The 14,504-nt window shown below is 42.6% G+C and carries 15 protein-coding genes; 12 read left to right on the top strand and 3 right to left on the bottom strand.

Annotated elements, in window-relative coordinates:
• Window position 1 precedes the first annotated feature (1 nt).
• The 4 genes from ABE547_RS05985 to ABE547_RS05970 all read left to right on the top strand — a co-directional run bounded on the left by ABE547_RS05985 (window position 2) and on the right by ABE547_RS05970 (window position 4,338).
• Window positions 2–520 carry a deoxyuridine 5'-triphosphate nucleotidohydrolase gene (locus ABE547_RS05985; RefSeq protein WP_347377909.1) on the top strand — a complete coding sequence of 173 codons (519 nt, stop codon included), beginning with the start codon at window positions 2–4 and terminating at the stop codon, window positions 518–520.
• Window positions 521–596: 76 nt separating this feature from the next.
• Window positions 597–1,982 carry a spore germination protein gene (locus tag ABE547_RS05980; protein ID WP_347377908.1) on the top strand — a complete coding sequence of 462 codons (1,386 nt, stop codon included), beginning with the start codon at window positions 597–599 and terminating at the stop codon, window positions 1,980–1,982.
• A 100-nt stretch (window positions 1,983–2,082) separates the two neighbouring features.
• The gene (locus tag ABE547_RS05975; RefSeq protein ID WP_347378024.1) at window positions 2,083–3,435 is read left to right on the top strand and encodes an MATE family efflux transporter; all 1,353 of its coding nucleotides are present in this window, start codon (window positions 2,083–2,085) and stop codon (window positions 3,433–3,435) included.
• Between the two features lie 39 nt (window positions 3,436–3,474).
• Window positions 3,475–4,338, top strand: a complete 864-nt coding sequence (locus ABE547_RS05970; protein ID WP_347377907.1) for a DegV family protein — start codon at window positions 3,475–3,477, stop codon at window positions 4,336–4,338.
• A gap of 117 nt (window positions 4,339–4,455) precedes the next feature.
• On the opposite strand, the gene ABE547_RS05965 is transcribed toward ABE547_RS05970, so the two are convergent.
• Entirely contained in the window at window positions 4,456–5,325 is an 870-nt protein-coding gene (locus ABE547_RS05965) for a LysR family transcriptional regulator (RefSeq protein ID WP_347377906.1), read from the bottom strand.
• 128 nt (window positions 5,326–5,453) lie between these two features.
• Here ABE547_RS05965 and ABE547_RS05960 point away from each other — a divergent pair, with 128 nt between their 5' ends.
• Window positions 5,454–6,122: a phenylalanine--tRNA ligase beta subunit-related protein gene (locus tag ABE547_RS05960; protein ID WP_347377905.1), complete on the top strand. Its 669-nt coding sequence runs from the start codon at window positions 5,454–5,456 to the stop codon at window positions 6,120–6,122.
• A gap of 79 nt (window positions 6,123–6,201) precedes the next feature.
• On the opposite strand, the gene ABE547_RS05955 is transcribed toward ABE547_RS05960, so the two are convergent.
• On the bottom strand, window positions 6,202–7,560 hold the full coding sequence (locus ABE547_RS05955) for a sodium-dependent transporter (protein ID WP_347377904.1): 1,359 nt from the start codon (window positions 7,558–7,560) through the stop codon (window positions 6,202–6,204).
• A gap of 398 nt (window positions 7,561–7,958) precedes the next feature.
• Here ABE547_RS05955 and infC point away from each other — a divergent pair, with 398 nt between their 5' ends.
• The 7 genes from infC to ABE547_RS05920 all read left to right on the top strand — a co-directional run bounded on the left by infC (window position 7,959) and on the right by ABE547_RS05920 (window position 13,915).
• Complete coding sequence (gene infC / locus ABE547_RS05950) at window positions 7,959–8,453, top strand: translation initiation factor IF-3 (RefSeq protein WP_347377903.1); 495 nt, start codon at window positions 7,959–7,961, stop codon at window positions 8,451–8,453.
• 32 nt (window positions 8,454–8,485) lie between these two features.
• The gene (gene rpmI / locus ABE547_RS05945) at window positions 8,486–8,683 is read left to right on the top strand and encodes a 50S ribosomal protein L35 (protein ID WP_347377902.1); all 198 of its coding nucleotides are present in this window, start codon (window positions 8,486–8,488) and stop codon (window positions 8,681–8,683) included.
• Between the two features lie 34 nt (window positions 8,684–8,717).
• Entirely contained in the window at window positions 8,718–9,074 is a 357-nt protein-coding gene (rplT, locus tag ABE547_RS05940) for a 50S ribosomal protein L20 (RefSeq protein ID WP_347377901.1), read from the top strand.
• 163 nt (window positions 9,075–9,237) lie between these two features.
• Window positions 9,238–10,455 carry a 5-bromo-4-chloroindolyl phosphate hydrolysis family protein gene (locus ABE547_RS05935; protein WP_347377900.1) on the top strand — a complete coding sequence of 406 codons (1,218 nt, stop codon included), beginning with the start codon at window positions 9,238–9,240 and terminating at the stop codon, window positions 10,453–10,455.
• Window positions 10,456–10,468: 13 nt separating this feature from the next.
• Window positions 10,469–11,518, top strand: coding sequence for a toxic anion resistance protein (locus ABE547_RS05930; RefSeq protein WP_347377899.1), 1,050 nt, complete (start codon window positions 10,469–10,471; stop codon window positions 11,516–11,518).
• 408 nt (window positions 11,519–11,926) lie between these two features.
• A complete protein-coding gene (locus ABE547_RS05925; protein ID WP_347377898.1) occupies window positions 11,927–13,321 on the top strand; it encodes a TrpB-like pyridoxal phosphate-dependent enzyme in 1,395 nt (464 codons plus the stop codon).
• Between the two features lie 54 nt (window positions 13,322–13,375).
• Window positions 13,376–13,915, top strand: coding sequence for an isochorismatase family cysteine hydrolase (locus ABE547_RS05920; protein ID WP_347377897.1), 540 nt, complete (start codon window positions 13,376–13,378; stop codon window positions 13,913–13,915).
• A gap of 60 nt (window positions 13,916–13,975) precedes the next feature.
• On the opposite strand, the gene ABE547_RS05915 is transcribed toward ABE547_RS05920, so the two are convergent.
• Window positions 13,976–14,455: an S-ribosylhomocysteine lyase gene (locus tag ABE547_RS05915; RefSeq protein ID WP_347377896.1), complete on the bottom strand. Its 480-nt coding sequence runs from the start codon at window positions 14,453–14,455 to the stop codon at window positions 13,976–13,978.
• Window positions 14,456–14,504: the final 49 nt, after the last annotated feature.

Genomic DNA, 14,504 nt, shown 5'->3' with positions numbered 1-14,504 from the left:
GATGGCAAAAAGAATTGCACAGTTCTATAAAGTCAGTTATGATCAGTTTAAAAAAGGGTATACTGATGCATTTGGAGAGGCGGAAGAAAAGGAGATAGAAGCAGTTTATCAGAGTATCAGGCTTCCAATGAGAGCAACGTCAGGATCTGCAGGATATGATTTCTATGCACCGGTAAAGATCGTTCTGGCTCCTAAAATGACAGCGAAGATTCCTACAGGAATACGGGTGAAGATGGAAGAAAACTGGGTGCTTCAGTGTTATCCGAGAAGCGGGCTCGGATTTAAATATCGCCTGCAGCTGAATAATACGGTTGGAATCATTGACAGCGATTATTATTATTCGGATAATGAGGGACACATATTTGCCAAGATTACCAATGATACCAATGAAGATAAGACAATAGAAATTGAGGCCGGCACAGGATTCATGCAGGGAATTTTCATGGAATATGGAATTACGATGGATGATGAAGCGACCGGTATCAGGAATGGCGGATTTGGAAGTACGACAGGAAAGTAAATCATAATATAGACAGATGTATAATAATGAGTATTCTGGACATCCTATATCCCAGAAAAAGAAGAAGGTGGGATGAATGATGGAAGGTCACAGGACACGCGAACAGTTGAATAAGAAGATAGCTGCCTCACGGGAGGAAAACGCCGCATATATGAATCAGGTGCTCCCGTTGAAGGACAGTTTTGATATGATACAGAGAGACATTGTGATTGGAGGCAGAATGTCTTCTTTTTATTTTATTGATGGTTTTACAAAAGATGAGACGATGCTCAAGATCATGGATTCATTGATGAAAGTAACCAAAGAAGATATGCCGCCGGATGCAACGCGTTTTTCAAGAGAATGCGTTCCATATGTTGAAGTAGATGTTCTGGGGAATTTTGATCAGGTGATGAAGAATGTATTATCCGGTGTAACATGTGTGTTTATTGACGGATATGAGGCGTGTATTGCGATTGACTGCAGAACTTATCCTGCTAGAAGCGTGGAGGAGCCGGATAAAGATAAGGCACTTCGTGGTTCCAGAGATGGATTTGTGGAGACGATTGTATTTAATACAGCGCTGATGAGAAGGCGGATTCGTGATCCTCATCTTGTGATGGAGATGACAGAAGTGGGAGACAGCTCCCGTACAGACGTGGCAATCTGCTATATGAGTGATCGTGTGGATCAGGAGCTTCTGAAAAATGTATCCAACCGGATTCAGGCAATTCAAACGGATGATCTGAGGATGAATCAGCAGAGCCTGGCAGAGTGCCTTTTTAAGCGGAAATGGTACAATCCGTTTCCCAAATTCAAGTTTACAGAACGGCCGGATACGGCTGCAGCCTGTCTTCTGGAAGGAAAAGTTGTCATTCTGGTGGATAATTCTCCGTCCGCAATGATATTGCCGACTTCGATCTATGATATGATTGAAGAAGCAAATGATTATTATTTCCCGACTCTGACCAGCGTGTATCTTAAGGTTTCCAGAGGACTTATCAATCTGATGACAATCTTCCTGACACCGGTATTTCTGCTTTTTATGCAGAACCTGAACTGGCTTCCACAGGTGTTTGCTTTTGTTGCGGTAAAAGATACGGTCAACATTCCTCTGATCTGGCAGCTTCTCCTTCTGGAAGTTGCGATAGATGGCCTTCGACTGGCAGCACTGAATACACCAAGTATGTTAAGTACACCGCTCAGTGTCATTGCGGGTCTGGTAATGGGAGAATTTTCGGTGGCTTCCGGCTGGTTCAACAGCGAAGTTATGCTTTATATGGCATTTGTGGCGGTGGCCAATTACACACAGCCGAATTTTGAACTTGGCTATGCATTGAAATTCATGCGTCTGGAGCTTCTGATACTTACGGCACTGTTTGACTGGATTGGATTTGCTGCCGGAAGTATTCTGATCATATGCAGCATTTGTTTTAATAAAACACTGTCTGGCAGAAGTTATCTGAATGTCAAGTTAAATTAGTGCAGAAACTGCAGAAGTTTATATTGCGTTGGACAATATAGGAACAGTGTGCTAAAATACAACGTTGAGAAATAATTTGTAAAAGAGGGATTGTAATATGATGAAAGGAAACAAAGATGAACGGCTTGGGACTGCACCTCTTGGAAAGCTGATGGTTTCCCTTGCAATGCCGGCGGTTGCGGCTCAGCTTATTAATCTGCTATATAATATTGTGGACAGGATCTACATTGGACATATTCATGGATACGGGGATGTAGCGCTGACAGGAGTTGGCGTTACATTTCCTATTATTTTGATGATATCAGCATTCAGTGCTTTTGCCGGGATGGGAGGTGCTCCACTTGCTTCTATACAGCTTGGGAAAAAACATCCGGATAAAGCGGAGGAGATTCTGGGAAATTCCGCCGGACTGCTGATATTGTTTTCTATTATTCTGACGATTGGATTTTCTGTTTTTAAAACGCCGATTTTATATGCATTTGGTGCGAGTGATACGACGATTACATATGCAAGGGATTATATCGGAATCTACCTTCTTGGCACGGTTTTTGTACAGTTTGCACTCGGACTGAATTCATTTATCAGCGGGCAGGGAGAGGCGAAGATTGCGATGCTGTCTGTCCTGATCGGCGCTGTGGTGAATATCTGCCTGGATCCGGTGCTGATATTTGTGATGGATATGGGAGTAAAGGGAGCGGCGCTTGCAACGATCATATCACAGGCAGTCAGCGCTGTCTGGGTGGTCCGTTTTCTTGTGTCGGAAAAGAGTGTTATGCGCCTGAAAGTTCAGAATCTTCGATTGCAAAAAGATGTGGTGAAGCTTATTGCCGGACTTGGTATCTCTCCGTTTATTATGCAGAGTACGGAAAGCTTCGTGACAATTACATTGAATTCCGGGCTTCAGCAGTACGGTGGGGATCTCTACGTAGGAACGATGTCGATTATGATGAGTATCATGCAGTTGATCATTATACCGATTCAGGGGATTACACAGGGAGTACAGCCGATCATCAGTTATAATTATGGTGCGGGAAAGAAAGACAGAGTGAAAGGTACCATCTGGCGTCTGATTCTGAGCTGTCTTTTGGGTACGCTGATTCTTGCAGGAATTGCTATTTTGAAGCCACATGTATATGCAATGATATTTACGAATAATAAAAAACTTGTGGAATTGACATGTACTTATATGCCTGTATATTTTCTTGTGATTTCCATTTTTGGAATACAGTCGGCATGTCAGACTGTATTTCTGGCTCTTGGCCAGGCAAAGGTATCTTTATTCATCGCGCTGCTTCGGAAAGTGTTTCTGTTGATACCACTTGCGATCATACTTCCGAAATATATGGGAGTTTTGGGAATCTATATTGCGGAACCGATTGCGGATTTTATATCCGTGACCACGACAGGAATATTGTTCGCAGTTACAATGAAAAAGGTTTTGCGTAATATGTAATGAGATGATAAGATAAGAGGGCACAAGGAGGAAAAGAGAATGAATGATTATGTGATTACGATTAACAGTACGGCTGACCTGCCGATAGATTGGATCCGGGAGAATCACATTCCGGTGATTCCATTGAGTTTTACGATGGAAGGAAAGACATACCGGGACATGTTTGACATGTCTTCCAAAGAATTTTACGGAAGGTTAAGAGCCGGCGAGATGTCAGTTACGTCTCAGGTGAATCCGGAAGCAGCGATGGAGATTCTGGAACCGATTCTGAAGGAAGGAAAGGATGTTCTGCATCTTGCTTTTTCTTCCGGTCTGAGCGGTACATATAACAGCATGCGAATTGCTGCGGAGGAACTTCGGGAAAAGTATCCGGAGAGAAAAATTATGGTAGTTGATACATTATGTGCAAGCCTTGGAGAGGGTATGATCGATTATAAAGCGTTGGAGCTCCAAAAAGAGGGAAAGACCATGGAAGAGGTTGCACAGTGGGTGGAAGATCATAAACTGAAAGTCTGCCATTTCTTTATGGTGGATGATCTGAATCATCTGCAGAAAGGCGGAAGAATCTCAAAGACTTCTGCGGTGCTGGGATCAATGGTAAAGATCAAACCAATCATCTATCTCGATAACGAAGGAAAGCTTGAAGTGATCCGTAAGGAAAGAGGAAGGAAAAAGGCGATCGGCAGGCTTGTAGATATGGCAATGGAAGCCTCAGAAGGTGTTGAGAATGACATTGTAATGATTCCTCATGGAGACTGTCTGGAAGATGCAGAGTATCTTGCAGATCTGGTGAGAGAAAAGATGGGAGTAGAAAAGTTCATCATCAATAATGTCGGAACGGTAATCGGCGGTCACACTGGTCCGGGAATTCTGGCAGTTGTATGTATGGGCAATCACAGATAAAACCATTAAAAGTGTAATGGCAGTATGAAAAAGCATCATTTCACAAATGGATGGAATATGTAAAAGATGACAGTCAGTGTGGGAATCTGATTGTCATCTTTTTTGTGTAATATTGTATTAATCCAGCAGATATTCTCTGGCGTATTTGATAAATATCTTCATGGCCGGAGACATCGTTTTTACAGAAGAAACGGCCATTCCAAGATCCCGGTGACAGGCGGGCGTAAGCGGACGCTTTTCAAAGTTGCCGCTCAGTCCCCGAAGAACAAGAGATGGAAGAATGGTGATTCCAAGGTTATGCTCTACCATGGATATTACGGTGAAATCATTGCTGGTTGTATATTTTATGTCCGGACGTACATCTGCTTCTTTCAGGATCCGGCGTACATCGTTGCCGTATGTGTAGTCGGAGACAACGAAAGGAACATCCTGATACCATTCGATGGGAATGACGTCATATTGGGAAAATGGATGACCTTTTGGAAAAACAGCATACATGGGATCATTGAACACGTGAATGAATTCATAGGTTTTATTCAAGTGGTAGCTGGTAAATCCTATATCTACTTTATGATTCTCCAGCCAGTCAGCCAGCTCGGCTTCTCCTCCTTCCATAATATCAAAGAGAATCTCAGGATATTCTTTCTGGAATTCCTGTATAATCTCAGGGATCCAGTGGATCGAGCAGCTTACGTAAGTGCCGATTTTTAAAGTTCCTTTTTTGGCGCCTTTTAAGAAGGATATCTCCTGATTCAGACACTCATCTGCCGACAGAAGATTACGGATGGCAGGAAGCAGTTCTTCACCTGCAGCAGTGAGAGATACCCCGTGGTGTCCTTTATGGAAGAGAGGAAATCCGACTTCCTGTTCTACGGATTTCATCATCTGTGTGATACCTGACTGGGTATAACCGAGTTCTTCACCCGCTCTTGTAAAATTTCCGTGATCAACAACTGAGAGAAATATTTTCCATTTACGTAAATCCATGATGTAAGCTCCTTTATAAAGCATTTAAAGTAGTTACTTTTATATTACAGTTTCTTTTTTGTAAAAACAAGTTGTGTCTGAAAAAAAGAAACGATATAATGAAGGAAAATTTAAGGGAAGTGATAAATATGGAAAAAAAGCTTGTGATTGACAGGAATATGAAAGAACACTGGCCGGCTGTGCGGGTGGGATGCCTGCAATATAAGGTTACAGTTGAAAAAAAGAATGAAGAGATGTGGAAATATTTGAAGAAAGAGATATATAAAAGGACGAAAGATGCGATCTTTGATTACGGCGTCAATGAGATACCGAACATTAAAGAATCACGGGCAGCATATAAAGCGTTTGGAAAAGATCCAAGCAGATATCGCGTGTCTTCGGAAGCGTTGATCCGCAGGATCGGTCAGGGAAAGGGACTGTATGAGGTGAATACAGTTGTAGATGTGAATAATCTGATCTCTGTTGAATCCGGATTTTCTGTAGGTTCATACGATATCGCGCATATCGGAGATGAGCTGGTATTTCGTATCGGGGAAGAAGGAGAGACATATAAGGGAATCGGAAAAGAAGAAATTAAAATCGATCATCTTCCGGTTCTTGCGGATGAAAAGGGGGCGATCGGCAGCTCTACCAGTGATTCTGAGAGGGCAATGATAACTGAGGATGCAAAAGAGGTGCTTACGCTTATCTATTCTTTTTCGGAGAATCAGGATCTGGAAAAGGCGCTGATATCCGGCAAACAATATCTGGAGAAATACGCACTGGCAAAAGATGTAAAAAGCTGGATCGTAGAATAAAGAAAACAGGAACCGCTGCAAAATATACGTCTGTATTTTGCAGCGGTTCCTGTTTTGGGATAGATGAATTATTGTATTTTTAGATTGTAAATAATCCAAGTGCGCTTGCGATGGAGCTTGCAAGAATCAGTACCAGGAAGATCGGAGCAATCCATTTGATTACAACAGTAAACATCTTTTCTGCTCCGAATTTTGCACCGCCTTCTTTTACTTCGTCTGCAACTGTCTTTGGCTTCAGGATGAATCCAACAAAGATACAGGTGAAGAATGCAACGATCGGCATCAATACACTGTTACTTACAAAGTCCATAATATCCAGAACGGACATACCCATCCAGCTGATGAAACTCAGAGGACCGAATCCGAGGGAAGACGGAATACCCATAATCAATGCAAGAACAAAGACAAAGATACAGGTTCCACGGCGCTGCCAGTGGAGTTTGTCCATAAAGATGGAAACGATGGTCTCCATCAGGGAGATTGCGGATGTAAGTGCGGCAAAAAATACAAGAATGAAGAACAATGTTCCCACGACTCCGCCAAACTTCATGCTGTTAAATACTTTCGGAAGTGTCATAAACATCAGACCGGGACCGGCACTTAACTGACTGCGGTCGCCACCGGAAAAAGCAAATACGGCAGGAATGATCATAAGACCTGCAAGAAATGCAACACCGGTATCAAAGATCTCGATCTGACGGACAGAACTTTCAAGATTATTGTCTTTCTTCATATAAGAACCATATGTAATCATAATACCCATAGCAAGAGACATGGAGTAGAACAGCTGTCCCATAGCAGCAAGGATCGTCTTGGCGGAAACGTCTGCCATATGTGGTTTCAGATAATAAGCAAGTCCATCCATTGCACCATCTATGGTAAGACCATAGACTGCGACAAATAAGGTTAAGACTACCAGGAGCGGCATCAGGATCTTACTTACTTTTTCAATTCCCTTCTCAACACCGAATAATACGATGATGGCTGTGGCTCCAAGGAATAGTGCAAACCATCCAAGCGGTTCAAAGGCACCACTGATGAATGACGGAAAATAGTCATCTGCAGCAGATGTAGTCATGTTGCCGCTGATAAAAACTGCAAAATACTTCAATACCCATCCTCCGATAACAGAATAATATGGGAAGATGATAATTGGGACCGCGGATGCAAGAATTCCCAGAAATCCGAACCGCTTATCCAGTGACTGGAAAGCGCCGATGGCACTGAGTCCTGTTTTGCGTCCGATAGCAATCTCGGCAATCATAAGGCTGAAACCAAATGTGACTGCAAGAATCAGATAAATCAGTAAAAACGTTCCTCCGCCATATTTTGCTGCAAGATATGGAAATCTCCAGATGTTGCCAAGTCCGACAGCGGATCCGGCAGCGGCCAGAACAAATCCGAGCTTGTTGGTAAAATTACTTCTTTCTTGTTGCATGTGAAAAAAACCTCCTCAATTGATAATACGAACATTCCTCAAATAAATTGCTCTATGGAGTTGATTATGCCATGAAACAGAGTTTTTTTCAAGGAAAATTATAGACAACAATGAAACAAAGTAGTAAAATAATATAGTATATATGCATCTGAACAGGAACTGTAAAAGAATAAAAAAACAGATTGACAAACGTATTCAGATGTGTTAAATTAATAGATGCGTAAGGCAAAAAATAAAGTAGAGTATCCACTCTCACCATAGCACAATCGGGTGACTACTGGTTTGATATTGCACATAGAGATCTTTTGCAGGTCGTTTTATGGAAATATGTAAGTGGATAGTCTCAAAACTATTCACTTATTTTTTTATGATGGGGGTGCACAACAATTAGCGAATTAATGATTAACGGGCAGATTAGAGACAAAGAGATAAGAGTGATTGGAGAGAATGGAGATCAGCTGGGAATTATGTCTCCGAAAGAGGCAATGAAGCTTGCTCAGGAAGCAGATCTTGATCTTGTAAAGATAGCTCCGAAGGCTCAGCCGCCTGTCTGCAAGATTATTGACTACGGAAAGTACAGATATGAGCTTGCAAGAAAGGAGAAAGAGGCAAAGAAAAAGCAGAAGACCGTTGAAGTAAAAGAAGTGCGTCTTTCACCCAATATCGAGGCAAATGATCTGAATACGAAAGTGAATAATGCGAAAAAGTTTATTACAAAAGGAAATAAAGTAAAAGTAACTCTGCGTTTCCGCGGACGTGAGATGGCACATATGCAGCAGAGCAAGCATATTCTTGATGATTTCGCAAAGATGCTTGAGGATGTGGCTGTCGTTGAAAAGCCGGCAAAACTGGAAGGCAGAAGTATGAGCATGGTTTTAACTGAAAAACGTTAAAAATATATTACAAATTTAAGGAGGAACTTATCATGCCAAAAATTAAAACAAATAGAGCAGCTGCAAAGCGCTTCAAAAAGACAGGTACAGGAAAATTAAAAAGAAATAAAGCTTATAAGAGCCATATCTTAACTAAGAAATCTACAAAGAGAAAAAGAAATCTTAGAAAATCAACCATCGCTGATGCAACTAATGTAAAGAACATGAAGAAAGTATTACCATATCTCTAAGATAAGGTTCAGTAAATGAAGGAGGATATAAGACATGGCAAGAATTAAAGGCGGTTTAAACGCTAAAAAGAGACATAATAGAACATTAAAGTTAGCAAAGGGATACAGAGGAGCACGTTCTAAACAGTACAGAGTTGCAAAACAGTCTGTTATGAGAGCTCTTACATCTTCTTATGCAGGAAGAAAGCAGCGTAAACGTCAGATGCGTCAGTTATGGATTGCACGTATCAATGCTGCAGCAAGAATGAATGGACTTTCTTACAGCAAGTTCATGCATGGATTAAAGCTTGCAAATATCGATATCAACAGAAAGATGCTTGCAGAGATGGCAGTAAACGATGCAGAAGGATTTGCAGCGCTTGCTGAGACAGCTAAGGCTAAATTAGCTTAATTGTTTCCTGAAAGATATTAGAAGAGGATTGTTGAAAAATAGAGAGTATATCTTTATTTTACAGCAATCCTTTTTTGTTGTTTCCATTTTCATTTAAATGTAATTATGATACAATCAATTTATCTGTAGCATAAAAGGTATAACGGAAGGATAAGACAACAAGATGGTGAATCAGGATTGGGAAAAACTGGGCGAGACGATTCGAAATACAGTGCAGGATGCGATTGATTCTCAGAATTTTGAACAGTTGAATCAGACAATTACAAATACAATAAACAGCGCAGTGGATGGCTTTACCCAGGGAATGAAAACAGCCGGAAAACAGTGGACGCGGTCATGCGGGGAACAGCCGGTTGCTCAGAAATGCCAGATGAAGCCGAAGACACAGCTGTACCGGAAAACTGTCTCTTTGAAAGTGTGGGGATATGTGTCCATGATCACGGGAGGACTTCTGGGTCTGTCGTTTCTGCTGATGCTGGCAGTGATGATCATACATACTCTTTTAGCAGGGGTCGGCAATATATACAGTAGTATTCTGCTCCTTGCAGGTTTTATGGTCATCAGTGTGACAGGGGGAATCATTGCAGGAAAGGGCTTTTCAAGTATTGACAGGGCCAGCCGTTTTGAGGAATATGTTCGGAAGATCGGATGCAGGGAGTATTGCAATATCAGAGAACTTGCGGACGGAATCGGGAAAAAAAGTAAATATGTGGTAAAAGACCTGGAGTATATGATAAAGAAAGGGTGGTTCCGGGAGGGACATCTGGATGCAGACAAGGCATGCCTTATTGTTTCGGATGAGATGTATGACCAGTATACGAGACTTCGAAAGGAACGCATGCAGGCGGAACGAGAAGAAGAAGAACAGCGGATCAGAACACAAAAGCAGCAGAAGGCACAGGAGCAGGAAAGGCAAAAAGAGAAGATGGAATACGAGAAACTCGCTCCACAGATCCGGCAGGTGCTGGAAGAGGGCGATGCATATATTCGTAAAATACATGAATGTAATGACGCGATCCCGGGAGAAGAGATATCAGCAAAGATTTCCCATATGGAACTGCTGGTAGACAGGATCTTTGACAGAATCGAGCAGAGTCCGGAGTCGGTAAAGGATATCCGGAGACTGATGGAATATTATCTTCCGACGACTGTGAGGCTGTTAGAGGCGTATCAGGAACTGGATTCACAGCCTGTAAACGGCGAGAATATCCGTTCGTCCAAAGCAGAGATCGAAGCGACGCTGGATACGTTAAATCTGGCATTCGAAAAATTGCTGGATGATCTGTTTCAGGATACAGCATGGGATGTATCTTCCGATATATCTGTGCTGCGTACCATGCTGGCACAGGAAGGTCTGACTGAAAATGAATGGGGAAAATAGAGGAGAGAAGATTATGAATGATGAATTAAAGGAATTTGATGAATCCATGCTGTCTGAAAAAGAGAGACAGACGGTCGATGAATTTGCCCGCCAGATCGATCTGACTAATTCTACGGTGATTCTGCAGTATGGAGCCGGAACTCAGATGAAGATGGCAGATTTTTCTGAAAAGGCTCTGGAAAATGTAAGAACCAAAGATCTGGGAGAGGTCGGAGAGCTGCTTTCCGGTGTTGTGAAAGAATTGAAGAGTTTTGATGAGGAGGAAGAGAAAGGATTCTTCGGAATTTTTAAAAAATCATCAAACAGGCTTCAGAGTATGAAAGCGAAATACGCAAAGGCAGAAACCAATATCGATGAGATCTGTAAGATGCTGGAAAAACAGCAGGTACAGCTTTTAAAAGATATTGCGCTGCTGGACAAGATGTATGAACTGAATCTGACTTATTTTAAGGAATTGTCCATGTATATTCTGGCAGGGAAAAAGAAGCTTTATGAGATAAGAACAGAAGAGATTCCAAAACTTCTTGAAAAAGCCCGCCAGACCGGCCTTGCGGAAGATGCACAGGCTGCAAAGGATCTGGACGGCATGTGCAATCGTTTTGAGAAGAAGATTCATGATCTGGAACTGACCAGAACCGTTTCTCTGCAGACTGCCCCGCAGATCCGGCTGGTGCAGAGTAATGATACCCTTATGGTGGAAAAGATACAGTCTACAGTGGTGAATACCATCCCTCTCTGGAAGAGTCAGATCGTACTGGCTCTTGGAGTAGAGCATTCCGCACAGGCTGCCGAGGCGCAGCGTCAGGTGACTGACATGACCAACGAACTGTTGATGAAAAATGCGCAGAAGCTGCAGATGGCTACAGTAGATACTGCGAAAGAATCTGAACGGGGAGTGGTCGAGATCGAGACTTTGAAGCATACAAATGAGACATTGATCACAACCTTTGACGAGGTCATGAAGATTCAGCAGGAGGGACGTCAAAAACGGGCAGAAGCTGAGAAAGAGATGCTTCGTCTTGAGGAAGAATTGAAGAGAAAGCTCCTGCAAATTCAGAATTAAAACTTGACAATGATAATTCACTGTGGTAAAGTGTTATCAAACCGATGAGGAAGAGTAAGTACTTATGGATATTTGCTTCACAGAGAGTTGCAGACGGTGGGATTGCAGCAGGTCAAAGCTATAGGGAATGGACTTCCGAGGGCAAACTGAAATGTAGACCATGCAGAACAGAGTAAGTAAGCCGGAGAGGGTACTCCGTTAACAAAGTCCGCGTATGGCAGTACGCATGAGAGGGTATATGAACAGGATGATATACCAAGCCGGGTGGCACCGCAGGAGTTGATAATATTACTCTTGTCCCTGCAATAGTGATTGTATGGGATAAGGGTATTTTTTATTTATGGAAAAATGAATCTATAATAAAAAATCCCATGTCCCGAGAGTTTTCAATGAAAGGAGATCAAAATAATGAAAGATCAGAAAGACAAAAACATTCCTTATAAGATTTACCTCGAAGAGAACGAGATGCCAAAGGCATGGTATAATGTACGTGCAGATATGAAGAATAAGCCTGCACCGCTTTTGAATCCGGGAACATTAGAGCCGATGACAGCACAGGAACTGTCCGGAGTATTTTGTGAAGAGCTTGTTCAGCAGGAATTGAATAACGATGACAGATATATTGCTATCCCACAGGAAATTCAGGACTTTTATAAGATGTATCGTCCGGCACCGCTCGTAAGAGCATATTGTCTGGAAGAAAAATTACAGACACCTGCAAAGATTTATTACAAATTTGAAGGAAATAATACCAGTGGAAGTCATAAATTGAATTCAGCGATCGCACAGGCTTATTATGCAAAGAAGCAGGGACTGAAGGGTGTGACGACAGAAACGGGAGCCGGACAGTGGGGAACTGCACTTTCCATGGCATGTTCTTATCTGGATCTGGACTGTAAAGTGTTTATGGTGAAGTGTTCCTATGAACAGAAGCCATTCAGACGTGAAGTAATGCGAACATATGGAGCAAGCGTGACACCGTCACCTTCGACAGAGACTGAGATTGGAAAGAAGATTCTGGCAGAACATCCGGGTACAACCGGAAGTCTGGGATGTGCGATCTCGGAAGCGGTAGAGGTAGCGACCAGTACGGAAGGGTACAGATATGTTCTGGGAAGTGTATTAAATCAGGTATTACTTCACCAGTCTGTGATAGGTGCGGAAGCAAAAGCAGCAATGGATAAGTATGGAATCAAGCCGGATATCATTATCGGATGTGCAGGCGGTGGATCAAACCTCGGCGGACTGATCTCTCCGTTTATGGGAGAAAAACTGAGAGGAGAAGCAGATTATCAGTTTATCGCGGTAGAGCCGGCATCTTGTCCGAGTCTTACCAGAGGCGTATATGCATATGATTTCTGCGATACCGGTATGGTATGCCCGCTGGCTAAGATGTATACACTTGGAAGTGGGTTTATTCCGTCACCGAACCACGCAGGAGGTCTCCGGTATCATGGTATGAGTTCTATACTGTCACAGTTATATGCTGATGGATATATGGAGGCAAGAAGTGTGGAACAGACGGAAGTGTTTAAAGCGGCAGAGCAGTTTGCAAGAGTGGAAGGCATTCTTCCGGCGCCGGAAAGCAGTCATGCGATCAAGGTGGCAATTGATGAGGCTATGAAATGTAAAGAGACTGGAGAAGAGAAGACGATTCTGTTTGGTCTGACAGGTACCGGATATTTTGATATGGTTGCTTATGAAAAGTTCCATAATGGTGAGATGAAAGATTACATTCCGACAGATGCAGATCTGAAGGTCGGATTTGACGGAATTCCGAGATTTCCGGGGAATATGGAATAAATTATGAAGAAAAAGAGGCAATAGCCTCTTTTTCCATATGGAGAGGAGTATCTTATGAATGTATTGATAGTAGTTGATATGCAGAATGATTTTATCGATGGAGCACTGGGAACAAAAGAAGCAGTATCGATCGTACCAAAGGTTGTGGAAAAGATAAAAACTTTCGATGGAAGAGTGATGTATACCCGGGATACACATGGGGAAAATTATATGGATACACAGGAGGGAAGAAATCTTCCGGTAAAACATTGTATCCGGGGATCTGCAGGATGGGAAATACATCCGGAGATTGACGCACTTCGAAAAGAAGAACCGATTGATAAACCGACATTTGGGAGCAGATACCTGGGAGCATTACTGTGTGCATATGATGAAGATCTGAGAAAGCAGGGGAAGACGGGAGTAGAGTCGGTTACTCTGATCGGTCTGTGTACGGATATCTGTGTGATCTCTAACGCAATGCTCGTAAAAGCGTTTCTTCCGGAGGTGCCTGTCATGGTAGATGCGTCCTGTTGTGCCGGTGTCACGCCGCAGAGTCATGAGAATGCGTTGAATGCGATGGAAATATGTCAGATTCAGGTGCTGAACCGATAAATATCCCGTGCAGATCAGAGACTGGAGAACTGCACGGGACCGGTCCGGTAAATTCTGAGATTATTCCGGATAGATGAGCTGCTTTTCTGTGATGTGTTCCAGGACTTCGTCCAGATATTTGCGTGCAAGATATCTTGCCATCGGGAGGTTCATGTCGAGGTAATTGCCACAGTCTTTTGGGCTTGCACCAGGCACTTCATCGTCAAATTCAGCGATGAAAGTGAACATTTCAATCATAAGCGGTACAATATCTCTGGATTCATAAGATCCGGAAAGAAGCAGATAGAACCCGGTGCGGCACCCCATTGGTCCGAAGTAGATCGTTTTGTCGGCATAATCTTTATGATTGCGTAAAAATGTCGCTGCAAGATGTTCAATCGTGTGTACTTCTGCAGTATTCATAACGGGTTCATCATTAGGACTGGTCATACGCAGATCGAAAGTGGTGATCGGGTGTCCTTCCACGTAGTCAACGCGGGATACATAGACTCCCGGCACCAGACGCAGGTGGTCTATTGTAAAGCTTGTAATTTTTTCCATATTGATACACTCCTTTTTCTATTCCTGAACAATATAGTATTGTGGATGA

Origin of the sequence: Dorea sp. YH-dor226 (assembly GCF_039832105.1) — a bacterium.
Taxonomy (GTDB): Bacteria; Bacillota; Clostridia; order Lachnospirales; family Lachnospiraceae; genus Dorea_A.
This window is presented reverse-complemented; position numbering and strand designations above follow the sequence as displayed.